We start from the raw sequence: 25,449 nt of genomic DNA, 5'->3' as shown, positions 1-25,449 counted from the left end.
CGGGGGACCAGAACAGGTCCGTCATGTGCCCACCGCGATGGGCCGGCCAGGGCGAACGAGCCGGTTAAGGCGAACGGGCCGCCCCGCAGGCTGGGGACGGCCCGTTCCTCTGCGGCGGAGGGGCGGCGGACGTCGCTATGCCCGCCGCCCCGCCGCCGTCGTTGTCAGTGGCCGGCGGCCGCCGCCGCTTCATCCAGGTGCGCGATGGAGCGGGTGTCCTGGAACGCGCGGACGCCTTCGATGCCCTGTTCGCGGCCGAAGCCCGAGTGCTTCATGCCGCCGAACGGCGCGCGCAGGTCCAGGCGGGTGGCGCCGTGGTCGTTGACCCAGACGTAGCCGCAGACCAGTTGCGAGCCGACGGCGTTGGCCTTGTCCGTGTCCGCGGTCCACACCGAGCCGCAGAGGCCGGCCCAGGTGTCGTTGGCCAGGGCCAGCGCTTCCTCTTCGGTGTCGAAGGGGAGGATCGGGATGACCGGCCCGAACTGTTCCTGCGTGACCACGCGCAGCTGGGGGTCCGGATCGACCACCAGCGCCGGCCGCAGGAAGTTGCCGCCCTGCAGCTCCGGGTCCGCCGGCAGTTCCCCGAATTCCCGGACGTCGGCGCCGGCGGCCTTTGCCTCGGCAATGAGTTCTTCGACGAAGGTCTTCTGCGCGGGCTGGTGCAGCGGGCCCATGGTGGTCCCCTCGTCCAAGCCGTAGCCGACGACGGCCTTCTCCAGCCGCTCGGACAGCCCCGCGACCAGCTCGTCCAGCCGGGAGCGGTGCACATAGATGCGTTTGGCGGCCATGCAGATCTGCCCGGTGGTGTCGAAGACCGCGGCATACAGCCGGTCCAGGTGCGTGTCGTCCAGGACGGCGTCTTCGAGGACCACCGCCGGGTCGTTGCCGCCGAGCTCCAAGGTGACCCGGGTCAGGCTCTTGGACGCCATCTCCATCATCTTCTTGCCGCCGCCAACGCTGCCGGTGAAGCAGACCTTTGCCACGTCGTCGTTCTGGATCAGGCCGCCCATCTCGCTGTCCTGGCCGGTGACAATGTTCAGCACACCCGGCGGCAGTTTCTCTGCCACGCGCTGCACTACCCGGGTGATCGCCAGCGGGGTGGTGGGCGGCGGCTTCACGATCGCCGTGTTTCCCGCCAGCAGGGCGTGCGGCAGCGAGGCACCGAGGATGGCGATGGGCCAGTTGAACGGAACAATCACCGTGACCACGCCCAGCGGCTGATACGCCACGGAGGTGGTCACCGGGATCCCCGGCGCCGGTTCCAGGACCTTGCCCTGCTCCACCTCGTCCGCGAGCGCCAGGGCGAGCTGGAAGCGGATCTCGAAGACCAGCGCGTCCACCCAGGCCTCCATCCGGATCTTGCCGTTTTCCTGCGACAGGATCGCGGCATCCTCGTCACGGAGATCGGCGATGCCTTCGATCGCCGCGGCGAGCTTGTCGGCGCGTTCCTTGGCACCCATCGCCGCCCACGCGGGGAACGCGGACTTCGCGGCGCCGACGGCGTCGGCCACGTCCTGCTTGGTGGCGGCCGCCGCATAGCCGACCACTGAATCCGGCTTGCCGGGATCCGCTACCGGGTATTTTTCGCCGGAATCGCGGACTTCGCCGCCGATATAGAGCCCGGTGGTGACCTGGCCGGTCTCGCCGGTAGTGCTTGCTACGTCAGTCATCTCGCAACACCTCTCTGTGTTTTGACCGTTCCGGTCCCATGCCGGAACTGCAGGAGCGACGTTCTTCAGCGTCGGCGCCCCGGCCGGTTCACGGCGAACAACCGGAAGCATGGCGGGCGCCAGTTTCCCCTGCCTTCAGCTTTGCCTATCCGCGGAGGGAGTGCTAGGGGTTGGGCGCCTAATTTTCCGGCTGGGGTGCCGTCCCGAGGCGAGCCCACCCGTGTGCGGGATGGGCGGGGCTGCTACTGGCGGCTGCCAGCGGTCCCGGGCTTCAGTAGCCGCGGTACGGGTTTTCGTCAGCGCCGCCGTTGCGCCCCTGGTCATAGCCTTCCTGCCAGGCTTGATGTACGGAAGCCACCAGCCCGGCCAGCAGCTCGTACGAGGGGTGGTCCGGTCCGATGTACACCATCTCTTCTCCGGCCCGGTTCAGGATGTTGTGGATGTGCGTGCTCATCGTGGTCTTTCCTTGGGGGTTCTGGGCACCCGCGGGTTGGGGGTGACGCCGACCGTGGTGTCCTAGTTATTCTTGGAGGATGAGTGCTCCAGCACAATCAACCGTCGCTTTTGATGGGCGCTTCGCCCGCGAGCTGGCGGAGTTGGCCGTCCCCTGGCGGGCACAGGAGGTCCGCGACCCGCGGCTGCTGGTTCTCAACGAACCGCTGGCCATCGAGTTGGGAATCGAGCCGGACGCCCTGCGCAGTCCCGACGGTCTGCTTCTGCTGACGGGCAACCTGGTCCCCGGTGGCGCCACCCCGGTGGCGCAGGCCTACGCCGGGCACCAGTTCGGCTGGTACTCGCCCCGGCTAGGCGACGGGCGGGCCCTCCTGCTGGGCGAGCTTACCGATGCGGGCGGCCGTCTTCGCGACGTCCACCTCAAGGGCTCGGGGCCCACGCCGTTCGCCCGTGGCGGTGACGGCCAGGCCGCGGTGGGTCCGATGCTTCGCGAATACGTGGTCAGCGAGGCGATGCACGCCCTGGGCATCCCCACGACGCGTTCCCTTGCCGTCGTCGCCACGGGGCTGCCGGTTTACCGCGACGCCGAACTGCCGGGAGCCGTCCTGGTGCGGGTCGCCGAGAGCCATGTGCGCGTGGGAAGCTTCCAGTACGCCCGGGCCACGGGCGACACGGGCCTCCTGCGCCGGCTCGCCGACCACGCCATTGCCCGTCACCATCGGGCCGCTGCCGAGGCAGAGCACCCCTATCTGGCGCTGTTCCAGGCCGTGATCGGCGCCCAGGCTTCGCTGGTGGCGCAGTGGATGCTCGTGGGATTCGTGCACGGGGTCATGAACACCGACAACATGACCATCTCGGGTGAAACCATCGACTACGGGCCCTGCGCGTTCATGGACGCCTTCGACCCGGCCTCCGTCTACAGTTCCATCGACGACGGCGGGCGTTACGCGTATGCCAACCAGCCGCTTGCCGCCGAGTGGAACCTCGCCCGGCTCGCCGAGGCCCTGCTGCCGCTCCTGCACGACGATCAGGAGCAGGCGGCCGCACTGGCGTCGGAAGCGCTCGGCGCCTTCAGGACCGAGTACAGCGCCGCCTGGTTGGCCGGCGCCAAGGCCAAGATCGGTTTGGACGGCGAGGTCGATGCCGCCGCGGCCTCGCCGCTCGTGAATGACCTGCTGGCGCTGCTCCAGGAGGGCAAGGTAGACCACACCGCGTTTTTCCGCAGCCTCGGCGCGGCCGCCCGGGGCCAAACCGAAGCGGCGCGGCGCCTGTTTCCGGACCCCGCAGGCTTCGATGCCTGGGTGGCGCGATGGCGTCCACTCGAACCGGACGCCGGCTTGATGGACCGGGTCAACCCCGTCTACATTCCCCGCAACCACCTGGTCGAGGAGGCCCTTGACGCCGCCACGCACGGAGACCTGGACCCGCTGCACCGCCTGCTGGAGGCGGTGACGCGCCCCTACGACGAGCGTCCCGGTTTGGAGCGCTACGCCGCCGCCGCGCCGGACGACTTCGGCAGCTACCGGACTTTCTGCGGAACCTGAGGGCCCGCACGCCCTCAAGGCCAAGAGGGGACGGGTGCCGTTGCCCGTGGACGCACCCCGATGGTCGCGGCCGTCACCCGCCGTCGAAGGAAATCCGCGCCCGGTTTCCCGGCGTCCTTGCGGGGCGAATCCGCCCTTTTGGCCGCCCTGGCAGGCGGCCGCCGAATGTAACCGCAAGGCTGGCTCTGTAGTATGGGCGCAGCTACAGCGACCGCGATGGAAGGGTGATTCTTTGTTGAGAGCTATCAGCTACAACCTGCGGAAACACAGTGCGAGCGAGGAGCTCGAGGAGCTGACCGACCGCTACGACGTCGACGTCATGTGCCTGCAGGAAGCGGACACAGAGAAACTTCCGCACACGCTGGGACACCTGCGGTTGGCCAATTCGACCAAGGGAAACAGGCTGGGGCTGGCCGTCTATTACGACGAGAACAGGTTCTCCGCCCTCGATACCAACACCTTCGAACTCAAGAAGTCGCTGCACGATTATGTGCTGGCGCCGGCCCACGAGCGGCTGCTCGGCGTCAAAATGGTGGACAACGAGAGCAAACACGAAATCGTCGTCGGTGACTTTCACGCCGCGCCGCTGACCGCCACCAACTCCCTGCGCCGGCACCAGATCAAGGCCGGCCACGAAGCGCTGCTGGGCATGGGGGGCAACGGCGAGCAGATGACGCTGATGGTGGGGGACTTCAACTACCCCTTCTTTACGAAGAACCTCATTGAGCACCTGAAGGAAACGGGCTACGAACTCACCCTGAGCAACCGCCGGACCTACACGCGCTACAAACTTTTCCGCGGCCACTTCGATTTCGCCACCTCCCTTGGCCTGGACATTCAAAGCGTGGAAACCCTGCCGCGCGGCCAGTCCGACCACCTGCCGATCCTGGTGACGGCGGAATACGTCGACGAGAACCGCAACGTCCGCGCCAGCTGACAGGTTCGCAGGTGGACCCGCCGTCGTGTGCCGTCACGGAAGTGACGCGGCAGGGTTGTCGAATCCGCGGCAGGCCGCGCGTCATCATAGTGTCGAACCGATCACGTCGACACGGGCGCCGCGCAGAGGATGCGCGGCCGGCGAAGGGAAACGCTGAAATGACCGAGTACATGGTGCTGTTGCCGGATAACGAGGACAGCTGGGAGCAGAGCACGCCGGAGCAGCGCGAGGCGGCCTATGCGCGGCACGGGGAATTCGCCGCCCTGCTGAAGGAACGCGGGCACACGATCACCGGCGGCGCAGAGCTGCGGCATTCACGGACGGCGAAGACCGTGCGGGCCACCCCGGACGGGGTGGTGGTCACGGACGGGCCCTATGCGGAGTCGGTGGAACAGTTGAGCGGTTTTTACACCGTGGAGACGGACGACCTGGACGATCTGGTGTCGATCTGCGGCCTGCTGGCCGGCGACGCCCCGGTGGAGGTCCGCGCGATGGTGGCCCCGGACCCGGCCTGAGTTATGGAGCGGCTGGAGCAGATCCACAGGGAAGAATGGGGCCGGCTGCTGGCGCTGCTTTTCTCACGCTTCCAGCGGCTGGACCTGGTCGAGGATGCGCTCGCCGAGGCGTTCGCCCGGGCTGCTGCCCGGTGGCCGGCCGAGGGCACCCCGGAGAACCCGCCCGCCTGGCTCTACCGCAGCGCAGAGCGCACCGTGCTGGATGGACTGCGGCATGAGGAGGTGGCCAACCGGAAACTGCCGCTGCTCGTCGCCGACCGGCTCCGGCCACAGGCGGCGGAAAACGCGGGTTCCGCCGACGGCGCCGGTGACGTGGAGTATCCGGACGAGCGTTTGCCGATGATCTTCCTGGCCACGCATCCGGCACTGGTACCCGAGGTGCAGGCCGGGCTGGCCCTGCGGTTCGTCATGGGCCTGCCGACGGCGCGGATTGCGCGACTGTTCCTGGTCAGCGACGCCACCATGGCAGCCCGGATAACCCGCGGGAAGAAGAAGATCGCAGGCTCCGGCCTACCGCTCGCCCTGCCGGACGCCGGCGACCTTCCGGGCCGGTTGGAGAACGCGGCACGAACGGTCTATCTGGCCTTCACCAGCGCCTACCTCCCGGGCGACGGCGCCGACCTGCTGCGGGTCGAAGAAGCCGGGGAAGCGGTACGCCTGGCGGGACTGCTGGACGACTTGATGCCGCACACGCCGCTGCTGCGCTGCCTGAAGGCGCTGTTGATGCTGCAGCATGCACGGCGGGATGCGCGCATCCAGAACGGGGAACTGGTGCTGCTGCCGGACCAGGACCGCAGCCGGTGGCACCACCGGGAAATCTCCGAGGCGCTCGGACTGCTCTTCGACCAGCCGCCGGACAGCGGGTACGCCGAGGAACTGCGGCTGCAGGCACTGATCGCCGGCGCTCATTGTTCGGCCGCCACCGCCGAAGAAACGGACTGGACGAGCATCGCCGATCTCTACGCCAGGCTCGACGCCCTCACCGGTTCACCCGTGGTCCGGCTCAACCGGGCGGTGGCTGCCGCCGAAGCGGACGGACCGCTGGCCGGCCTCGAACTGCTGGGCGGGCTGGAAGCCCAACTGCGCGGAAACCACCGGCTGCCGGGAATCCGCGCCGAACTGCTGCGCCGCTGCGGACGCGATGCCGAAGCCGCCGAGCACTACAGGCTGGCACTGGAACTCTGCCGGAACGAGGTGGAGCGCCGCCACCTGCAGCGCCGGATGGAAGAGCTGGAACTGCCCGGTGACCGTGGCGCGGGGTAGTGGTGGCCCCGGCCGTCTGGCAATGTTGAGGGTGAAGCCCGTCTGGAGAATCCAGCAGTCGAGCACGAAGGAGATGACGCCATGAACGATTCGGTTCTGGGGCACGAGCCCGTCCTTGACCGCACCAACTATGACGACGGCGGTGCCGCCGCGGGCGCAAACGGGGGTGCTGTAGCGGGCGCAGACGGTGCTGCCGCGGGCGCAAACGGGAGTGCCGTAGCGGGCACGGACGAGGGTGCCGTAGCGGGCGCAGACGGTGCCGTAGCGGGCGCAGACGGTGCCGTAGCGGGCGCAGACGGTGGGAGCACCGCCGTCGAGCCCCTCGCCGAACCCCCGGTGCCGGACATCAGCTTTGACGAGCAGTTCTACCCGGCCCGTCCCCGCTCGCTGCGCCCGAGGGCCCGCCGCCGCCACTTTGTACCCGGCCACCCGCCGTTCGAGCCCGACGCCCGCAACAAGGTCTATGTGGAGTGGCTGCGCAACCAGTCCATGCTCGGCGACGCGAAGGTGCTGGGCCGCCAGCTCTCCGGGCAGGCCAGCATGTGGCAGAACCCGTTCGCGTATCCGAACCCGCGGGCGGCGGTGGAGCGGGCCTCGGTGTGGTTCACGGCCTACCCGCTGTCGTTGATCACCCGGCCCGGGCAGACGTTCCTGGCGGCGCTGGGCGATGCCGCGCTCTGGGAGGCCTTCCAGCAGATCGGCATCAAGGCCATTCACATCGGGCCGGTGAAGCTGGCCGGCGGCCTGACCGGCTGGAACCATACCCCCAGCGTGGACGGGCACTTCGACCGCATCAGCATGGCGATCGATCCAATGTTCGGCACCGAGGACGAGTTCCGGAGCATGTGCGAGGTGGCCGCCGAACACGGCGGCACGATCGTGGACGATATTGTGCCCGGCCACACGGGCAAGGGCGCGGACTTCCGGCTGGCGGAGATGAACTTCCGCGACTACCCGGGCATCTACCACATGATCGACATCCCGGAGTCCGACTGGGACCTGTTGCCGGATGTCCCCGAGGGCGAGGACGCGGTCAACATCGACGTCGCGACCGAGCGCCGGCTCCAGCAGGCGGGCTACATCATCGGCGAACTCCAGCGGGTCATTTTCTACGAACCCGGCGTGAAGGAAACCAACTGGAGCGCCACCCCGCCGGTCCTGGACATAGACGGAAAGGCCCACCGCTGGGTGTATCTGCACTACTTCAAGGCCGGCCAGCCGTCGATCAACTGGCTGGATCCCACGTTCTCCGGCATGCGCCTGGTGATGGGGGATGCCCTGCATTCGCTGGTGGACCTGGGGACCGGGGCGCTCCGCCTGGACGCCAACGGCTTCCTGGGCGTGGAGAAGAGTGCCGAGGAAACGCCGGGCTGGTCCGAGGGGCATCCGCTCTCGGCCGCAGCCAACCAGATCATCGGCAGCATGGTCCGCAAGGTCGGCGGCTTCACCTTCCAGGAGCTGAACCTCAGCATCGACGACATCAAGGCCACCTCCGAAACCGGTCCGGACCTGTCCTACGACTTCGTGACGCGTCCGGCGTACCACCACGCCCTGGTCACCGCCGACACCGAGTTCCTCCGCCTGACGCTGCGCCTGGCCATGGAGATCGGTGTGGACCAGGCGTCGCTGGTGCACGCGCTGCAAAACCACGACGAGCTGACCTACGAACTGGTGCACTTCACCACCAAGCACAAGGACGACGTCTACGAGCTCGACGGCGAGCAGCTGACCGGCGCGGAGCTGGCCCACAAGGTGCAGCAGACCCTGCGGGACGGGATCACCGGGGAAGCCGCCCCCTACAACCTGGTCTTCACCGCCAACGGCATCGCCTGCACCACCGCCAGCGTGATCACCGCGGTGCTGGGCATCACCGACCTGGACACGATCACCGAAGAGCAGTCGGCGGAGATCCGCCGGGTGCACCTGCTGCTGGCCATGTACAACGCGCTGCAGCCGGGGGTCTTCGCGCTCTCCGGCTGGGATCTGTGCGGGATGTTGCCGCTGGAGCGCAGCCGGGTGGCCCGGCTGATGTCGCGGGGGGACACCCGCTGGATCAACCGCAGCGCCCACGACCTCATGGGATTCGATCCGACCGCCGAGACGTCAACCTCCGGCATGCCCATGGCCAAGGCCCTGTACGGCACGCTGCCCGAGCAGCTCGAGGACGAATCGTCGTTCGCCCGGCAGCTGGCACGGATCCTGGCCGTCCGGGAAGAGCATGGCATCGCCAAGAGCGCCCTGATCGATGTTCCCGACGTCTCCCACCGCGGCATGCTGGTGATGGTCCATCAGCTGGTCTCCGGCGGGCAGGAGGTCACGGTCCTGAACTTCTCCGGCCAGGAGATCGCCGGTACCGTCCGCTCCGAGGCACTGGAGCTGGGCTCCGAGGTGACCGACGCGTTCAGCGGCGAGACCATCGGAACGGTGGATGACCTGCACAGCTTCTATCTCCACCTGGGACCCTACGCCGGCACCGCCCTATTGGTCACCCCGCCGGTCGCCGCAGAGGAGGACGACGCCGGCTATGCCCCTCAGGAGGGTGTCTGAGCGGCTAGATCTCCCAGTCGCCGAGGCCCTCGGCGCCGTCGCCGAAGAAGCCGCCGAAACCTGCATCTTCCGCAAAGCCCTCACCGGCGGAGGCGACGGTATCGCCGAATCCTTCGGCGGCGCCGGCCAGTCCATCCCCGATACCGGAGAACCCTTCCAGCAGGGGGCCGGCGATGGCCGAGCCGACGAAGCCGGCAGCCACGCCGGCCAGCAGCCCGGCGCCCAGGCCTCCGGCGGCTCCGGCGGCCAGGCGACCCCCGCCCCGGCCCGTTCCGGTCCGGCCGAGGATCCGCTCCATGAAGCCCGGCTGCGCCAGTTCGGCGCGGGTGGCCGTCCTGGCCAACGTCTCGGGCCGGTCGGAGGCTGCCCGCTCGGCGGCGGGAAGTTGGCTGTTGAGCTCGTCCCGGAGCATGGCGCGCTGCTGCGGGGTCAACCGGTTGAAGGCTTCGGCGTGGGCCCGCTCCATGTCCTGGGGCGGTGCCGTTTGCAGCATGTACTTGTATTTCGCGATGGCCGCCTGGTCGGCGTCCTGCCCGGCAGTCTGCCCGGGCCTGCCGTCACGGGGCTGCGGCCGGGACGGATACCGCTCGTCACGACCGCCGGAGTTGTATCCGCCGTCGTACTCACGGTCCTGGCCATAGTTGCGATCTTGTCCGTAACCACGGTCCTGTCCGTAGCCTCGGTTCTGGCCGTATCCGTAGCCCGCGTCCTGGCCGTAGCCGGGCTCCCGGCCGGAGCCCTGGGGCCGCGGCTGGCGCTGTTGCCCGGTGCGTTGGGCCAACTGCTCCTTGGCGTACTGGACCGCCTTTTGCTTGCCCTTTTGGACCAGCTTGTCGAACATTCCCACGGTTCCGCTCCTTGCCTGCCCGGTGGAAGCCGGTGCACGGGTCATCTCTCCCCGTTAAGAACTGTTGGCGACCGCAGAGAGTTCCGGCGCTTTCCCTAACCGGCGACGCGTTCGACCGCTTGCACGTGTTCGGGCCGCACCGGGGTGGTCCGGGCCTGGTACTCCGGGTGCTTGTCGACGTAGGCCTTGAAATACGGGCAGACGGTCACCACGGACACCCCGGCAGCGGCGGTGTCATCAAGCGAGTAGCGGGCCAGGCGCCCGGCCAGTCCCTGCCCGGCATACTCCTCGTCGACGGTGGTGTGGAAGAAAATCCGTTCGGGACCGGCCGGCCCCTCGGAGGGCAACCAGTGGGCCTTGCCGATGACCTTGCCGCCGTCGACCAGTTCGTAGCGGCGCCGTTCGGTATTGAGGCGGACGGTGATGGATGCGTCGGATTCCACGGATCCTCCTGGGAGTTGTCTGGCAGTGCTCAGCCGCGGGGTCGCAGCTGGACGGTCGGCAACGTTGGGGCGGGCAGCGGCGCGGGCATCCCGTCGGGGAAGGGGCCGAACCGGGGATACGGGGCACCGTCCGGATAGGTGCCGCCTGCGGGCTCCGGCGCCGGGTCGACGTCAATCTCCGCCTGCCAGGCGTCGCGGTACGCCACGATCTCTTCATGGCTCCTGCCTACGAAGTTCCACCACATGATGATCTGCTCGCCCAGCGGCTGGCCGCCGATGAGAAGCAGCCGGGCCGGCCCGTCCCCGGCCTCGAGGACGAGATGCGTTCGTCCGGGCGCGAGGTAGACCAAGTGGTCCACGGGAACCTCGTCCCCGTCCACTCGAAGATCGCCGGTATCCAGCAGGATTCCGTGTTCGAAATCGGGGTCCAGGTCGAGTTCCAGCCGGGAACCCGCACGCAGCGTCGCTTCGGCGCCGAGCAGCGGAGGGGTGTAAGTGTTGACCGGCGACGTGGAGCCGGCCAGCGAACCGAAGAAGACGCGCAACTCGGTCCCGTCGCCGACGACGGGTTCCGGTGCGTAATGTTCGAAGGTCGGCGGCATGTTGCGGGTCGAGTCGGGAAGGGCGAACCAGAGCTGCGCGCCGTGCAGGACGGTGGTGTCCGGCGTCGAAAATTCCTGATGGGAGATGCCGCGGCCGGCGATCATCAGGTTCACTTCCCCCGGCCGCACGATGGCTTCAAACCCGGCGGAATCCCGGTGCGCGATCTTTCCGGAGAACAGCCAGCTGACCGTGGCAAGGCCGGTGTGCGGGTGGCGGGGAACCTGCATGCCGCCGGTACCGGGCACCAGGTCGGGCCCGTAATGGTCCAGGAAGCACCAGGATCCGATCAGGCTGCGCCGTTTCTGCGGCAGGGTGCGGCGGACGTTCATGGCCCGGACGCCGCCCAGCGGCACGTCCCGCGGGGTCAGGACCTCCACGTCGGCGGACTCTGCTTCCAGTGAGCAGACAACTTCCCTCGGTGCAGCCTCCAAGTTGCTCATGGCCCAAGTTTAGATCGGGCGCCAACGGCGTGCCGCCCGATGCACCGTTGCACCAGCACCGCGGTGCATCGGGGAGGATGGAGGGATGGACGAACTCGGCGAACTGCTGCGCAGCCTGGATTACTGGTGGATCTATCCTGCCGGTGCGCTCTTCGTGACCGTTTCCGCGCTGGTTCCTCCGGTGCCGAGCACCACGCTGTTCGTCGCGCTGGGATCGCTCTCGGTGCACTCGGACCACCTCAACCCTTACGTCTTGGCGGCCGCCATGCTGGCCGGCGCGGTAGCGGGTGACGCCGGCACGTTCTTCTTGGTGCGCCGCTTCAACCTCGCGGAGCGGAAGGTGTTCTCCGGGCGACACTGGCAATCGGGCTTCCGCAAGGCCCGCACCGGGTTGGGGCGCAAGGGGCTGCCGCTGGTGCTGACGTCGCGGTTTGTGCCTATGGGGCGGGTGACGCTCAATGTGGCCGCCGCGATGATTCCCCAGCCCGGCCGCCGGTTCCTGGCGCACTCCGCCCTGGCCGGTGTGCTGTGGTCCGCCTACTCGGTGGGCATCGGCGCCGTGTCGGGCGTTTGGCCGGAGCTGTCCACCGAATTCGCGGTGCTGCTCGCCATCGCCGCGTCCTTGGTGCTGGGATCGCTGATCAACCACACGGTGACGTGGTGGGAAAACCGGCAACGGACGGTGTCCATCCAGAAGCGGGGCAAGTAGGCGGCCGCCGGCACCGGCCACAAGCGCAGGTGCCGGCGACAGGGCGTCAGGCCCTCTCTGCCACGCCGCACCAGTTGGCGATGAACAGCGCAATGCTCTTGGTGATCCGGCGGACCGACTCGATGGATACGCGCTCGTCGAATCCATGGATCGCTTCGGAGACCGGGCCGTAAACAAGCGCGGGCGTGTCGGCGTAGAGCGCGAAGACGCGACCGTCCAGGTAGCCGGGAGTGGTGAAACTGCCAAGCTCCTTGCCGAAGACCTGCCGGTGCGTGCTCTCCAGCAGGGACTCGGCTTCGCTGCCGGGCTCCAGCACATAACCTTCGGAGAAGAATCCGGTCTTGGTGGCGACAGCGTGGATCGACGCCGGTCCGGTCCCCAGCCGGGCGAGGCATTCCTGCAGTTCGGTCCAGGCTTGCTCCGCCGGAATCCCGGGGTAGATGGCCGCCCGCACATCGAATTCGCACCAAGCGGGCACGCTGGAGGGCCAATCGCCGCCGACGATCTGCCCGAAGTTGAAGTTGATGGGGTGTTCCAGGTCCTCGAAGTAGCGGTGCCGGCCCCGGTCCGCGTTCCACTTCTCCTCGACCTCGCGCAGGGCGGTGATGGCCGTATAGGCGGCGTCGATGGCGTTGAACCCGGTGCCCATCTCGCGCGGATGAGTCGGGTTGCCGGTGACACGCACCTTGAACCAGAGGACCCCGACATTGGCCCGGACCAGCATGTCTTCTTCGGGCTCGGGGATGATGACCGCGTCCGCCCGGTAACCGCGCATGAGTGCGGACAGGGAACCGTTGCCGGTGCATTCCTCTTCGACCACGGACTGGAAGTGGATGCGGCCGGCAGGGTCGAGACCGGCAGCCTTGACGGCGTCGAACGCGAAGAGGTTGGCGGCCAGGCCGGCCTTCATGTCGCCGGCGCCGCGGCCGTACATCCAGCCGTCGATGATGGGGGCATCCCAAGGGGAGCGCGACCACGCCTCTTCCGGCCCTTCCGGCACCACGTCGACGTGCCCGTTCAGGATGAGCGAGCGGCCGGTTTCGGCGGCCGGCCGGTAGGTGCCGACGACGTTGGTGACGTCGTCGTAGGAGACGGTGACCGGACCGAAGCCCTGATGCGTCGCGAGCTCGTCGGGGTCAAGCTGCCAGCGATCCATCTCCAGCCCGCGTGCCGCCATCGCGGTGTGCAGCACGTCCTGGGCGCTGCCCTCCTGGGTCCGCAGCGACGGGTGCTTCACCAGTTCCTGGGTGAAGGCCAGCTGCGCGTCGAACGCGGCGTCGACGGCATCGAGAATGCGTTGGGACTGTTCGTCATTGATCATCCGGATGCTCCTTGATATGGCGCGGGGGAGCCGCCCGGCTGGACGGCTCCCCCGCGAGGTGTTGGAGAGTATTGCTTCCGACGGCGGTGCCACCGGAGGCCGGAGCCCGCCCCGGGTGGGGGCAGGCGTGGGGGTTTAGCTGTCGGCGACGATCTGCTTGTCCTGGACGCGCAGCCGCTCGCCGAGGAATCCGCCAACGGCCGTGAGCAGCGCGATGATGGCAAGGATCATGGCCGCGCCCCAGGACTGGTTGCCGGAGACGCCGAGCATGGCGGTGGCGATCATCGGCATGAAGCCGCTGGTGGCGCCGGCGATGTTGTAGCCCAGGGCCACGCCGGAGTAGCGCAGTTTCGCCGGGAACAGTTCGGTCAGCAGCGCGCCGTTGACCGCGTACGCTACAGCGATCAGCATGATGCCCAGCGTGATGGCCAGGGTGATCAGCAGCGGGGACTTCGTGTCGATCATGGCGAACAACGGGAAGGCCAGGGCGGCGGTGAGGATGCCGCCCCACATGGTGACCTTGCCGGGGCCGATCTTTTCCGCGAGCCGGCCCATCAGAATGGTGACGATGATCTGCGCGACGGCGGCGATCAGGGTGGCGTTGACCATCACGTTGCGGTCCACACCCAAGGTGTTGACGCCGTAGCTGACCACGAAGGTGGTGATCATGTAGAAGCCGCCCACGCCCAGCAAGGCGGCGAGCACGGCAACCACCAGGCGGCCGCCGGCATTGCGGAAGACATCGAAGGCCGGGACCTTGGAGGTCTCTTCCTGGGCCAGGAGATCCTTGAAGATCGGCGATTCTTCCACCTTGAGCCGGATCCACAGGGCGATCAGGAGCATCGGGAAGGCCAGCAGGAAGGGAATGCGCCAGCCCCAGGCGTCAAAGAAGTCGGAGGGGAAGAGCAGCACGAGGGTGAACGCCGTGGAGGCCAGCAGGGTCGCCACCGGCGAGCCGATCTGGACCATGGCGGCATAACGGCCTCGCTTCTCGGCCGGGGCGTGCTCGACGGCCATCGTGACCGCGCCACCCCATTCGCCGCCCACGGCCAGTCCCTGGACGAGCCGCAGGACGGCGAGCAGGATCGGGGCCGCCAGGCCGATGCTGCCGAAGTCGGGCAGCAAACCGATCAGGCCGGTGGCCACGCCGATCGTGACGATGGTGGTCAGCAGGGCGGGCCGGCGGCCGTACTTGTCGCCGATGTAGCCGAAGAGCATTGCGCCGATCGGACGGGCGGCGAAGCCGACACCGAACGTGGCAAACGAAGCCAGCAACGCGGCCGTGGGATCCAGTTCCGTGAAGAACAGGCGGTTGAACACCAAAGCTGCGGCCGTGCCGAAGAGGTAGTAGTCGTACCACTCGAGAGCCGTCCCGACGAAGGCGGCCCGGGCGATCTTGCCTGCGTCCTTGCCGGAGACTTGGGGCGGGGCACCGGGGGTGTTGAGAGTTTGCGGCGTCGTCACGTGTTGCCTTTCAAGCTGTGCGGGGCCGCACCGTTGGAGGAGGCAGCGGCAGCCCGTAATTCCTATGGCCCTGAACGGAGGACATCCCGAGGTAGAGCTGTGAAGTACCTCTCGACTGTAAGGTAGTGCCATTCCCCTGAACAATGACAATACACACCGGCTTGACAACGCTCACTTGTGCTTTTTCACAACTTGTGGCCGTTTTGGTAGTCCGCGAGCGCGACGAGTGCCAGCGCGGCCTGTGCCGGAACCGTCATATCCAGTCCGATGACTTCCTGCAGCGAATGCAACCGGTTGACCACCGTGTTCCGGTGGCAGTACAGTTCCTCCGCCGTTTCCTTGATCGACCCCGTGCGGCCGTAGCTCTGCGCCACCTGCAGCAACCGTTGGCGCTCATGCGGCGTGCAGTGGTCCAGTGCCGTAGTGACGGGGAGGGAGAATCCGGGGAGCGCGTTCTCCAGGAGGTCCCGGGCTATGGACATCCAGGTGCCCGCAACGGTGGCCAGCCCCGGATCGGCCCCGTGCTTGGCCGCCAGCACCAGGGCCGCGGCTGCCGCCTGCGGAATCGCGGCCAGGCCTTCCACGCCGGGCATGTAGCCTGCCGGAAACTCGGGCGGCTCGTCCTGCCAGGTTCGTCCCGCACGGGTTACGCGGAAGAGATAAAGGGCGCCCGCGCGTTCGTAGGAAAAGGTCTGACGGTCGGCCGCGGGCTGCAGCTGCAACTTCGCCACGGTCTCCTTGGTGGCCGCAATCAGTTCGAAGACATCCGAGCTCTCTACTTCCAAGCCGGCAGCGATGTCGGAGACTTCGCCGGTGTTTCGCGTGTCGGTGTTGAAGAGCCGCGAAAGGAGCCGCTGCCGGTGCAACTGCTTGTCGCGGGCCAGCAGGGCTTCCTCTTCCGAAAATGCCTGCTGGATGCTGCTGACGTATCTCTCCACCGTGTCCAGGACGCGGTCCATGTTGGCAACGAGGACATCGGTGCCGTCCCCCCGCGCAACGCGTTCAAGCCCTTTCCACAAAACCCTGAAGTCATTGCGCACCGCGCTGAGAAAGGCCTCCAGCGGAACCCCCTGCCGCGCCCGGCGGGCGGCCACGTCCCTCGGCAGCGACCGAAGATCGGGGGGCAGCTCCAGACCGGCCATCTGGAACAGGAACATCTCCATCGTGTCGACCGCCGTCCGGCGCACGTCCTCCTCCGGAACCAGTGCTCCCTCATAGGAGATGGTGGCGAAGCGCTCCAGGAAGTCGCTGACCAGTAGGTCGCGTTCCTGCCACAAGCGCCGGATCAGGCCGGTCCACTGGGGTTCGGCAGACGGGTCGGGATCGAAGTCCCGCGGCTGGCTGGCGCTGTCGGGGAAGGGGTCTACGCGCGGCTCGCTCATCTCTCCATCTTATGCAATCGCCTAATTTCACTGGAGAATATGGCGTCTTTTGTCGATTGAGCGTGACATTGCTCCAGTGTTGAAATGGAGACGGCGCCCGGCACCTTCCGGTGCGCCATTTACCGCTCCGGGCACGCCGCAGCGAAAGCACGAAGAGGACTCATGCTCGTCGATCTCCTGATCCGCAATGCCCGCATTCTCACCCAGGACCCCGGACAACCCGTGGCTGAAAGCCTGCTGATCCACGACGGGAAGGTGCTGGCACTCGACGTCGACCCGCAGTCCATCCCCGGCGCCCGGAGGGTCGTCGACGCCGACGGTGCGGTCATCGTGCCCGGCTTCAATGACGTGCACGCCCACAGCGTATGGTTCGGGCTCGGCCTGATGGAAGCGAACCTGGGGACCGTCGCGAGCCTCGAAGAGGCCTACGCGGTCATCGCTGACGCCGCGTCGACGCTGGCGAAGGACGAATGGGTGGTGGCCTCCGGGTACAGCCCGCTGCTGCACGGCGGCGCCCAGCCTGACCGTGACCGGCTCGATGCTGCCTCCGGCGGCCGCCCGGTATGGATCAAGCACTCGTCCGGCCACGCCTGCAACGTTAACGGCGTCGCACTCGATGTGATCGCCGAGCACGGTGCCGACCTTGCGGCGCCGATTGATGGCGGCGTCGTTGTCACGGATGCCCAGGGCCGGCCCACCGGGCTGCTGGAAGAGAACGCCATGCGGCTGGTGCAGGACATCATGCTGCCTTACCCGCTGGCGACCATCGAACGCGCGCTGGACCTTGCGACCACGCACTATCTGACCGAGGGCATCACCAGCGTCACCGACGCAGGCATCGCCGGCGGCTGGATCGGCTACTCGCCGCGGGAGTTCGCCGCCTACCAGAGCGCGCGGGACAAGGGGCTGCTGAGCGTCCGGATGCAACCCATGCTGGTTTTGGATGCCTTGCATCAGGTTCCCGGGCACGCGGCAGACCCGGTTTCGCGCGGGCTTGACGCCGGCATCCGCACCGGTTTGGGGGACGATTGGCTCCGGTTGGGACCGGTGAAGATCTTCAGCGACGGCTCGCTGCTGGGCAGCACCGCCTACGTCACCGAAGAGTATGTTGGCTGTCCCCATAACCACGGCTACCTGCAAATGGACGCCGAAGTGCTGCGAGCATCGTCGCTCGAGGCGTACCGGGCCGGCTGGTCCATCGCCATGCACGCGATCGGCGACCACGCCATCGACCACGCGATCGACATCATTACCGAAGCCCAGGAAACCTACGGCCGCAAGGCGGTGCCCAATAGGATTGAGCACGGGGGCGTGATCAGGCCGGAGCAGCTGGACCGCATTGCCGCGGCCGGGATTGTCCTGGTCCCGCAGCCGCACTTCATCACCGAGTTCGGCGACGGCATGGCCAAGCTGCTTGGCCCGGAACGGACGGCCACGTCCTACCCGGCCAACGGCCTGCTGCAGCGCGGCGCCACGCTGCCGGGCAGCTCGGACCGACCGGTGTCCAACGGCCGGCCGCTCGACGTGATGCAGTCGTTCGTGCAGCGGCTGACCCCGTCCGGCGAGGTGTACGGTCCCGACGAGCGGATCAGCGCGGCCGAGGCGCTGGCCGCCTACACCGCCGGTTCCGCGGCGGCAACGGGAACCGGGGACACCAAAGGCCGGCTGGTGCCGGGCATGCTGGCCGACCTCGTCTTCCTGAACCAGGATCCCACCGCCGTCGAGCCATCGCGCATCGGCGCCACGCAGGTGCTGGCCACCATGGTGGGCGGCGAGATCCGCTTCGGCGCGGAGAACTTCCCGGCCCACGAAACCGCGGATGCGGCCATGGCATCGACCGGGGAGGAAACCCGATGAGCACGACCGGCCAGGAATTTCTTGACGACTTCGCCGCTATGTCCGGGTTCGGCGCGACCGACGGCGGCGGCGTGGACCGGCAGGCCGGAACGCCGGCGGATCACGCCACCCGCCGGTGGTTCGGCGAGTGGCTGGCACGGCACGGCTTCACCGAAAAGGTAGACGCCGCCGGAAACCAGTTCGGCACCCTTGAACTCGTCCCCGGTGCTCCCTATGTATTGCTCGGATCGCATCTGGACTCCCAGCCGCTGGCCGGGCGCTACGACGGTGCCTACGGTGTGCTGGCCGGTGCACACGCCGCGGCCCGCGTCGCGGCCGAAGCTGCCGTCGGCGGGATCGACCCGGTCTACAACGTGGCCGTGGTCAACTGGTTCAACGAGGAAGGCAGCCGCTTCGCGCCCAGCATGATGGGCAGCTCCGTCTTCACCGGGAAGCTGCCTCTGGAACAGGCGCTCGCCACCACGGATCCGGCCGGGACGACTGTCGCCGCGGCCCTGGCCGCCGGCCACCGCGCTGCCGATGACGGCGCCCCCCGGCTGGCCGAGGTGGCCCGGTACGCCGAAATCCACATCGAACAGGGCCGGAGCCTCGAGGAGACCGGCACACAGGTCGGAATCGTGGACCGTACCTGGGCGGCCAGCAAGTACCGCGTTACGGTCGACGGGGAGCAGTCCCATACCGGCTCCACCCGGATGGAGGACCGCCGGGACGCCCTCTACGGAGCCGCGCTGGTCATCTCCGCCGCCCGCGATCTCGCCGCGGAGTTCGCCCCCGGACAACTGCACACCTCGGTCTCCGAGATGTACGTGTTGCCCAACTCGCCGGTGACCATTGCGCGCCAGGCAGTCATGAACCTGGACCTGCGGTCGCCGGACGAGGACGTCCTGGCCCGCGCCATGGAGTTGCTGGACAAACGAATCGCCGAGGCGGAGGCGGCCTCCCGCACGACGGTCGCCCTCGAGCTGACCCACCGGTGGGGACTGGTGTCCTACCAGCCCGCGGGCGTGGCGCTCGGCATCGCCAGCGCCGAGCGGCTCGGGTTCAGCCATACGGGCATCATGACCGTGGCCGGGCACGACTCGACCAACATGAAGGATGTCGTGCCGACGGTCATGCTCTTCGTCCCCAGCGTCGAGGGCATCTCGCACAACGAAGCCGAATTCACCCGGGATGACGACGCCCTGCGCGGCGTGGAGCTGCTGACCGAAGTCGCGCGGCGGCTGGTTCGCGGGGAGCTCACAGCGCAATAGCACTCCGGCGCGATTAGGGGCTGTCCTCCGAAGCATTGCGGCGGAGAACCCAGACGTTGTCCTCGCCGTGGCGCTCGAAGGTGACAGTGCTGACCAGGGCATGGATCAGGTTGAGCCCCCGGCCGGACTCCGACTCCGCGTCAACGTCATGCCCATGCGGGTTCGAGATGCCGGGGCTGGAAGGTGCCGCACCGATTTCGGAAATACGTGCTTCCAACCGGCGGGACCAGACGGTGATTTCGACGCCGAGCTGGAGGGGAGTTTCGGAAGCAGGGACGGCGTGCTGGACCACGTTGGTGGCGGCCTCGATGACGGCAGTCGAGAAGGCCATGCGGTCCAGCTCGGGGACGAAGCTGGCTTTTAGCCAGAGCGTCTCGAAGTCCTCGTGCAGGGCCTCGACGGTTTCTGCCGTGGCCAGCCCCTGGCGTGCGGTTCTGGCAAGGACCTCAGTCATCGGAAAACGCCGCGTCGACGCTCTGGTACGGAGTCAGCACGCGGTGCATGCTGGTCAGCTCAAGCACCATCTGGACCTGCGGCTGCACGTTCGCGATGCGGAGGTCCCCTCCGGCCTGGCGGGCAATCTTCAGGCAGCCGATCAGCGCTCCCAGACCGGACGAGTCCATGAATTCCGTGCCTGCCATATTCACCACCACATGGTGGTTTCCTTCGGCCACGACGGCCGCAACCACTTCCCGGAGGCGGGGTGCGGCGACCATGTTCAGCCGGCCGCTCCCGTTGACTTCGGCGTAGGCGGGCGTGGTCTCAACGGTGAACTGCATCCACGTTCCTTTCGTCGGGCTTGAACCCTTTGTACCTGACGGCCTTGACCAGCACGCTCAGGATCAGCAAATCAAAGATAACCCAGGCCACGTTCACCAGCGTGCCCACGGGTTCGTTCAGCCCGGCGGCCAGTCTTGCCGCTCCCGTCAGGAGGGCAGCAACCAGCAACGCCATGATGACCAGCTGGGGTGTGATCAGGTTCCAGCTGCTCCCCTCGGACTGACGGGCCTTGGGAGTGACGGCAAAGCCGAGGGGGCGTCCCAGCCACACATTGCGGGCCGCCGTCGTGCACGCCCGGATCCAAGTGGGGAAGAGGGCAAGGCTGTACTGCTGCCCGCGCCAGGTGCTGACGCCCTTACCGACGACGGCGAACAGCAGTTGGTTGACCACCATGAACGGGATGAACCGGATGAAGAAGTCCGTGCTCAGGCTGTTGACGGGGAGGATGCCCAAGGTGAGGTAGATGATCGGCGCGGCGAAGTAGACCACGGCGGCAAAGCCGCTGAGGTAGCTCCACATCGTGGAGAAGTACATCAGCCGTTGGCCGAGTTTCAGTCCCCGCTGCGCCAGCGGGTTCTCGCGCAGCATGACCTGGACGGTGCCCTGGGCCCAGCGCAACCGCTGGGTGAGCATGGTCTTGAGGTCCTCCGGGGCCAGACCCTGGGCGAGGACCTCGTGGTGGTAGACGCTGTGCCAGCCCATCGAATGCAGCCGCATCGAGGTCGCCATGTCCTCTGTCACGGAGATAGTGGCCAGCGGCATCACCGGCTGGGCTTCGTCGGGGCGTTCTATGGAGACGGCGTCCAGCACGGCCTGCACTGATCCCAGCGCCCCCAGCGGGGACCAATCCCGCCGGGACATCCGCTCGACTGCGCCGTCCAATTCGTCCGGCTCGGGCGCACCCACCGTGCCCCCGAGCTCCAGGGCGGCGATCTCTGCCAGGTCCGCTTCCACGGCCGCGAAGTTCTCTGCGACCAAGGACCGCACGGCGTTGTCGACCTTCTTCCGGAGGTCATAGGTGATCTCACTGAGCGATCCGCCGCCGCGGAGCTTGGAGCGGGCCGTGTCGGTGGCCGCCTCCACGTCGTCGAGCAGCATTGCCACCAGCGGATCTGCCGCTTCCGGGGACCTTCGGGCCTTGCGGATGGCTCTTCGGGCTCCTGTCAAGGCACGGTGGACCCCGCGGTCCACTTCGGACACGTAACCGGCCAGGCCCAGCTGCATCAAAGCTTCGCGCCTGAGCAGGGCGTTCGAGCCGCAGAAGAACGCTGCGTTCCAGCCGTCTTTGCCTTGCTGGATGGGCCCGTAGAACAGGGGGGCCTGGCTGCCCAGCGGATCGTCGACTGGAACGTTGCTGAAGTACTGCGGGGTCTGGACGAGGGCGACCCGGCGCTGGTTGAAATACCCCAGCGTCTTGTCCAGGATGTCGGGCTGAGGGACCTGGTCGGCGTCGAGGATCAAGATGAATTCCCCGCGGGTCATCATCAGCGCGTTGTTCAGGTTGCCGGCTTTGGCGTGCCTCGGCTTGTCCGCCCAGTCGCCGGTGCGGGTCAGGTAGCCCAGCCCGTGACTGGCGGCGAGTTCGCCGAGTTCCGGCCTGGCGCCGTCGTCCAGAATCCAGGTGCTGTGGGGATACCGGATGTCCCGCGCCGCCAGCGCGGTAGCCATGACCAGGCCCAGCGGCTCGTTGTAGGTGGTGATGAAAACGTCGACGGTGGCGTCCGCAGGCGGTGGCGGCGGCGCTTTGCGCTCTCGGATCCGCCAAACTGTCAGGCCGAAGAGGGTGACGTCGATCAAGCTGAACGTTTCGGCCAGAACCAAGGGGACGGCAATCCACCAGGCAGACCAGTTCAGCGAGTCCAGCCAACGCCACATCAGATAATTGGTGCCCAAGATGACAGTCAGGACGACGAGCACCCGCGTGGCGAAAGCTTTCACTATGACCCAACTTCGGCGATGCTTGGCGGGCAACGGCGCAACATCACCGCAGTGACGTCGTCGGCCACAGCTGTGCCCGCCAAGTCCAGTACGGCTTCGCACACGTCCCGCGGGGAGTCGTGGACCGCCGCGACGTCGGCCACCGCGTCCATAGCCGCATCCACCGAATCGAAGGCGTCCAGGAGTCCGTCGCTGAGAACCAGGAGCGAATCCCCGGGGGCCAGCACCAGGCTGCACGCGGTCCACGTGCTGCCAGGTACAGCACCTACTGGCGGACCGCCCGAGGGCAGGCGGCGCAGTCCGTCGGCGTACAGGTGCAGCCCGAGACCGTGGCCGGCGTCCACGTACTCCACGGTTCCGCTGTCGGAGTCCAGCCGCGCGTGGAAGATTGTCACAAACGAGGATGACTGCCCCAAGTCCCACTCCAGCGCTTGACTGGCCGCGTCGAACGCCCGGTTGAGGTCCGCATGCCGATTGGAGGAGCGCAAGACCGCGCGGACGGTGGCCGCGATGAGGGCGGCGCCCATGCCCTTGCCCATCGCGTCGGCAACGGTGAGCTGCAGGCCCTTTTCCGTGGCGCACCAGTCGAAGAAATCACCGCCCACATTCCGGGTCGGCCGGCAGCGGCCATCCATTTCATAGTCAGGGAGGCGGAGCGGCTCACCGGGCAGCAGGCTGCGCTGGACCTCGGCGGCGCGTTCCTGGTCGGCGCTGCTTGGGGCCGCGTCGGCAGGTTGGCTGCGCGGACGGCGGAAGAGCGCTCCGATCCTCGCCTGCAGCTCACGAGGGCTGAACGGCTTGCTGATGTAGTCGTCCGCGCCGGTTTCCAATCCGTTGAGCCGGTCGATTTCGTCCACGCGGGCGGTGACCATCAGAATGTAGGCGTCCGAAAACGCGCGGATTTGCCGGCAGACTTCCATGCCGTCGAGATCCGGCAGGTTCAGGTCCAAGGTGATGAGGTCCGCCCCGCCGTCTCGGATGAGGTCAAGCCCCTCCTGCCCGGTTTCCGCCTCCGCGACGGTGAAGCCCTGGTCGGCCACAATCTGGGTCAACAGCCTGCGAATGTCGGGATTGTCCTCGACTATGACGGCACGGCGGTTGCTCGGGACTGCAGGCATGTTTTCATTAAGGCGTCAATCCTCCCATTTGTCACATCCATCACTGCAGAAACCCGTCCGCGACCACCACATTGGAGTTTCGCCGCCGTGGATAAAGTCCTCGACCTGCTGACCCTGCATCGGGTGAAGTTCCACGCCCTCTCACTGCGCGGGCGGGTCGTGATGAGCCAGTTGCCGCTGTCTATCACCATGCTGTTTCTAGGGGTGGGCACCTGGCTTTTTTCTTCCCCGCTCCTAGCGAACCCGCTGTTCGGTCTCAGCATGGGTCTCAACGCCGTGTTGCTGGCGGCGTGTTTTTTCGTTCCGTGGGAGAAGCTGCCCTACCCGTCCTTCCTGATCATTCCGCTGCTGGACTTCATTCCCATCGGCCTGCTGCGCGAGGGCGCCGGGTCGTTCCTGACCGGGGTGGGACTGCTTGCCGCGTTCCCCGTGATTTGGCTGGCAGCCTCCGGTCAACTCCCGCGGCTGTCCGTGATCGGCGGTGCGCTGGCCGCCCTGGCGATGGTGTGGATTCCGGTGTTCCTCAAGCAGCCTGCCGTCACTGTCGAAGCGTTAATTCACCCGCTGCTCATCCCGTTCATGATGCTGGCCATCGGAATCACGGTGCGGGTGATGACGGCGAGCATGATGGAACAGCAGCGGGTGGTCGAGGCCAAGGACGCCGAGCTGCGCAGTCTGCTGGAAGCCAGTGGCCGGCGTGAACGGCTCCTCTCCGCCGTCGTGGGAGCGGTGGATGTGGGGGTCCTCGCGGTCGATGAAGACGGCAATACGATCCTGCGCAACCGCCGGCAGGAAGAGCTGCGACGCCTGGTGCTGCCGCATGGCGACGAGGACGCACCGGAGTCCCGGCTCGAGCTCTACACCGACGGCGGCACCACGGTCATCCCAGCCCAAGATCGGCCCATCTCCCGCGCAGTGCGGGGCGAATCGTTCTCCGAGTACCTCGTGTGGATGGGCCGGCCGCCCGGGCAGCGCGTGCTCTCATCGTCCGCCCAAGCAATGGTTGACGACAGCGGCCGGCGAGAAGGAACCGTCCTGGCTTTCAGCGACGTTACCGAACTGGCGGCAGCGATGGACGCGAAAAACGAATTCCTTTCCAACGTTTCCCACGAGTTGAGGACGCCGCTGACCTCCATCCAGGGGTATGCCGAATTGCTGGCCATGAAGCCGGACTTGCCGCCAAACATGGTCTCAGGGCTGGAAACCATCACCAGAAATTCGGACCAACTGCTCAAACTGGTCAACGATCTGCTGGGCACAGCGGCAGGCGTGTCGGAGCTGCAGCCGGTGCCGGCGGACCTTGCGGAAATTGCCGGTCAGGCGGTGGCGGCGGCAGAACCCCGGGCTGCGGCCGGCAGAGTCCAGCTGTCCGCGCACTTGCCGCGGAACCTGGACGTGGTCTGCGATCCGGCGCGGATCCGGCAGGTGTTGGACAATCTGATCTCGAACGCCATCAAGTATTCCCCGCAGGGCGGCGACGTCACGGTCAGCTGCACCGGAGTCGATGGAGTGGTGCAGTGCAGGGTGGCGGACCGGGGCATGGGCATGGATGTTGAGGAAGGCAACAACGTCTTCACACGCTTTTTCCGCAGCGCCGCGGCCCGCCGCAGTTCCATTCCTGGACTGGGCCTGGGGCTTGCGCTGTCCAAGGACATCGTGGAACGCCATGGCGGGACGATTACGTGCGAGAGCGAGCGCGGCGTTGGCAGCGCGTTCACTCTTGCTCTGCCCGTCGCCGGACCGCCCCGGGAAAATGAACTCGAAGCCGCTGACGCCAGCAACCAAAGCACCACCGTTGGCGCACGGCAAGAGCCGTGACCCCTTTGGGAGCGTCCGCTGCCCCTTGCGGCGGAGTTTACTCTTGGCAACACTTGTTTCACCGGGGAAACTCCCCGTCGCAGTTGGCCATGCTGCAACAAGGAGGCCGCCATGGGCGCCGCCGCACTGCATACTCCCTCCAATGATCAGGTCCTTGAGGCCGCGGCGGGCATTGTCGGGGCTTTCGCAGCTACAGACACCGATCGCTACTTCGCGGCGTTCGCCCCGGATGCCAGCTTCGTTTTCCACACGGAACCGGCGCGTCTGAACAGTCGCGACAGGTATGAGGCGTTGTGGGCGGGGTGGCTTGCCGACGGATGGCGTGTGCTCGCCTGCGGATCCACGAACCAGCACGTGACGGCCTTCCCCGGCGGCGCGGTGTTCGTGCACGATGTGGCAACGACCGTTGCCCTGCCGGACGGCGAGGACTCGTACCGTGAGCGTGAAACGATCGTCTTCCGCTACGGGGACGGCGGTTTAATCGCGGTGCACGAGCACCTCTCACCGATGCCGCCGGCGGGGCAAGTCCAAGCCCCGCCTACTTAAATTC

General features: G+C 67.3%; 22 protein-coding genes. 10 read left to right on the top strand and 12 right to left on the bottom strand.

Annotated elements, in window-relative coordinates; genetic code table 11:
* Nucleotides 1-164 precede the first annotated feature (164 nt).
* On the bottom strand, nt 165-1,670 hold the full coding sequence (locus AC5RVS_RS01040) for an aldehyde dehydrogenase family protein (RefSeq protein WP_494106768.1): 1,506 nt from the start codon (nt 1,668-1,670) through the stop codon (nt 165-167).
* 271 nt (nt 1,671-1,941) lie between these two features.
* On the bottom strand, nt 1,942-2,124 hold the full coding sequence (locus AC5RVS_RS01035; protein ID WP_494106767.1) for a hypothetical protein: 183 nt from the start codon (nt 2,122-2,124) through the stop codon (nt 1,942-1,944).
* Nucleotides 2,125-2,203: 79 nt separating this feature from the next.
* Here AC5RVS_RS01035 and AC5RVS_RS01030 point away from each other — a divergent pair, with 79 nt between their 5' ends.
* The 5 genes from AC5RVS_RS01030 (at nt 2,204) to treS (ending at nt 8,929) form a co-directional block, all read left to right on the top strand.
* Entirely contained in the window at nt 2,204-3,667 is a 1,464-nt protein-coding gene (locus tag AC5RVS_RS01030) for a protein adenylyltransferase SelO (protein ID WP_493988713.1), read from the top strand.
* A gap of 235 nt (nt 3,668-3,902) precedes the next feature.
* On the top strand, nt 3,903-4,604 hold the full coding sequence (locus AC5RVS_RS01025) for an endonuclease/exonuclease/phosphatase family protein (RefSeq protein ID WP_493988913.1): 702 nt from the start codon (nt 3,903-3,905) through the stop codon (nt 4,602-4,604).
* A gap of 158 nt (nt 4,605-4,762) precedes the next feature.
* Nucleotides 4,763-5,119 carry a YciI family protein gene (locus AC5RVS_RS01020; protein WP_493988714.1) on the top strand — a complete coding sequence of 119 codons (357 nt, stop codon included), beginning with the start codon at nt 4,763-4,765 and terminating at the stop codon, nt 5,117-5,119.
* Nucleotides 5,120-5,122: 3 nt separating this feature from the next.
* A complete protein-coding gene (locus AC5RVS_RS01015) occupies nt 5,123-6,382 on the top strand; it encodes an RNA polymerase sigma factor (protein ID WP_494106766.1) in 1,260 nt (419 codons plus the stop codon).
* Between the two features lie 81 nt (nt 6,383-6,463).
* A complete protein-coding gene (gene treS / locus AC5RVS_RS01010; RefSeq protein WP_494106765.1) occupies nt 6,464-8,929 on the top strand; it encodes a maltose alpha-D-glucosyltransferase in 2,466 nt (821 codons plus the stop codon).
* Nucleotides 8,930-8,933: 4 nt separating this feature from the next.
* Here treS and AC5RVS_RS01005 read toward each other — a convergent pair whose 3' ends face one another.
* From AC5RVS_RS01005 to AC5RVS_RS00995, 3 genes are all read right to left on the bottom strand, one after another.
* Nucleotides 8,934-9,770, bottom strand: coding sequence for a hypothetical protein (locus AC5RVS_RS01005; protein WP_494107291.1), 837 nt, complete (start codon nt 9,768-9,770; stop codon nt 8,934-8,936).
* 101 nt (nt 9,771-9,871) lie between these two features.
* On the bottom strand, nt 9,872-10,219 hold the full coding sequence (locus tag AC5RVS_RS01000; protein ID WP_494106764.1) for a GNAT family N-acetyltransferase: 348 nt from the start codon (nt 10,217-10,219) through the stop codon (nt 9,872-9,874).
* A gap of 29 nt (nt 10,220-10,248) precedes the next feature.
* On the bottom strand, nt 10,249-11,262 hold the full coding sequence (locus tag AC5RVS_RS00995) for a pirin family protein (protein ID WP_494106763.1): 1,014 nt from the start codon (nt 11,260-11,262) through the stop codon (nt 10,249-10,251).
* An 85-nt stretch (nt 11,263-11,347) separates the two neighbouring features.
* Here AC5RVS_RS00995 and AC5RVS_RS00990 point away from each other — a divergent pair, with 85 nt between their 5' ends.
* A complete protein-coding gene (locus tag AC5RVS_RS00990; RefSeq protein WP_494106762.1) occupies nt 11,348-11,971 on the top strand; it encodes a DedA family protein in 624 nt (207 codons plus the stop codon).
* 46 nt (nt 11,972-12,017) lie between these two features.
* Here the strand turns inward: AC5RVS_RS00990 and AC5RVS_RS00985 are convergent, their stop codons facing one another.
* From AC5RVS_RS00985 to AC5RVS_RS00975, 3 genes are all read right to left on the bottom strand, one after another.
* Complete coding sequence (locus tag AC5RVS_RS00985; RefSeq protein ID WP_494106761.1) at nt 12,018-13,292, bottom strand: ArgE/DapE family deacylase; 1,275 nt, start codon at nt 13,290-13,292, stop codon at nt 12,018-12,020.
* Between the two features lie 135 nt (nt 13,293-13,427).
* Complete coding sequence (locus AC5RVS_RS00980; RefSeq protein WP_494106760.1) at nt 13,428-14,756, bottom strand: MFS transporter; 1,329 nt, start codon at nt 14,754-14,756, stop codon at nt 13,428-13,430.
* 185 nt (nt 14,757-14,941) lie between these two features.
* Complete coding sequence (locus AC5RVS_RS00975) at nt 14,942-16,138, bottom strand: helix-turn-helix domain-containing protein (protein ID WP_494106759.1); 1,197 nt, start codon at nt 16,136-16,138, stop codon at nt 14,942-14,944.
* Nucleotides 16,139-16,300: 162 nt separating this feature from the next.
* Here AC5RVS_RS00975 and AC5RVS_RS00970 point away from each other — a divergent pair, with 162 nt between their 5' ends.
* Both AC5RVS_RS00970 and AC5RVS_RS00965 read left to right on the top strand, forming a co-directional pair.
* On the top strand, nt 16,301-17,995 hold the full coding sequence (locus tag AC5RVS_RS00970; protein ID WP_494106758.1) for an amidohydrolase: 1,695 nt from the start codon (nt 16,301-16,303) through the stop codon (nt 17,993-17,995).
* A complete protein-coding gene (locus AC5RVS_RS00965; RefSeq protein WP_494106757.1) occupies nt 17,992-19,245 on the top strand; it encodes a M20 family metallo-hydrolase in 1,254 nt (417 codons plus the stop codon). Before AC5RVS_RS00970 ends, AC5RVS_RS00965 begins: the two co-directional genes overlap by 4 nt.
* 13 nt (nt 19,246-19,258) lie before the next feature.
* On the opposite strand, the gene AC5RVS_RS00960 is transcribed toward AC5RVS_RS00965, so the two are convergent.
* From AC5RVS_RS00960 to AC5RVS_RS00945, 4 genes are read right to left on the bottom strand one after another with little or no spacing between them, the layout of a single operon-like run.
* The gene (locus tag AC5RVS_RS00960; protein WP_494106756.1) at nt 19,259-19,699 is read right to left on the bottom strand and encodes an ATP-binding protein; all 441 of its coding nucleotides are present in this window, start codon (nt 19,697-19,699) and stop codon (nt 19,259-19,261) included.
* On the bottom strand, nt 19,692-20,024 hold the full coding sequence (locus AC5RVS_RS00955; RefSeq protein WP_494106755.1) for an STAS domain-containing protein: 333 nt from the start codon (nt 20,022-20,024) through the stop codon (nt 19,692-19,694). Before AC5RVS_RS00955 ends, AC5RVS_RS00960 begins: the two co-directional genes overlap by 8 nt.
* Nucleotides 20,008-21,963 (bottom strand): glycosyltransferase family 2 protein, encoded by a 1,956-nt coding sequence (locus AC5RVS_RS00950; protein ID WP_494106754.1) that lies wholly within the window; start codon nt 21,961-21,963, stop codon nt 20,008-20,010. The genes AC5RVS_RS00955 and AC5RVS_RS00950 overlap by 17 nt, the downstream gene beginning before the upstream one ends.
* A complete protein-coding gene (locus AC5RVS_RS00945) occupies nt 21,963-23,081 on the bottom strand; it encodes a SpoIIE family protein phosphatase (RefSeq protein ID WP_494106753.1) in 1,119 nt (372 codons plus the stop codon). The genes AC5RVS_RS00950 and AC5RVS_RS00945 overlap by 1 nt, the downstream gene beginning before the upstream one ends.
* A gap of 87 nt (nt 23,082-23,168) precedes the next feature.
* Between AC5RVS_RS00945 and AC5RVS_RS00940 the strand changes: the two genes are divergently transcribed.
* Nucleotides 23,169-24,899 (top strand): sensor histidine kinase, encoded by a 1,731-nt coding sequence (locus tag AC5RVS_RS00940; RefSeq protein WP_494106752.1) that lies wholly within the window; start codon nt 23,169-23,171, stop codon nt 24,897-24,899.
* Nucleotides 24,900-25,010: 111 nt separating this feature from the next.
* The gene (locus AC5RVS_RS00935; protein WP_494106751.1) at nt 25,011-25,445 is read left to right on the top strand and encodes a nuclear transport factor 2 family protein; all 435 of its coding nucleotides are present in this window, start codon (nt 25,011-25,013) and stop codon (nt 25,443-25,445) included.
* Nucleotides 25,446-25,449 lie beyond the last annotated feature (4 nt).

The organism is Arthrobacter sp. Y3221048 (assembly GCF_059092685.1).
The sequence above is the reverse complement of the archived record's forward strand: the minus strand, read 5'-3'. Positions and strand labels throughout refer to the sequence as shown.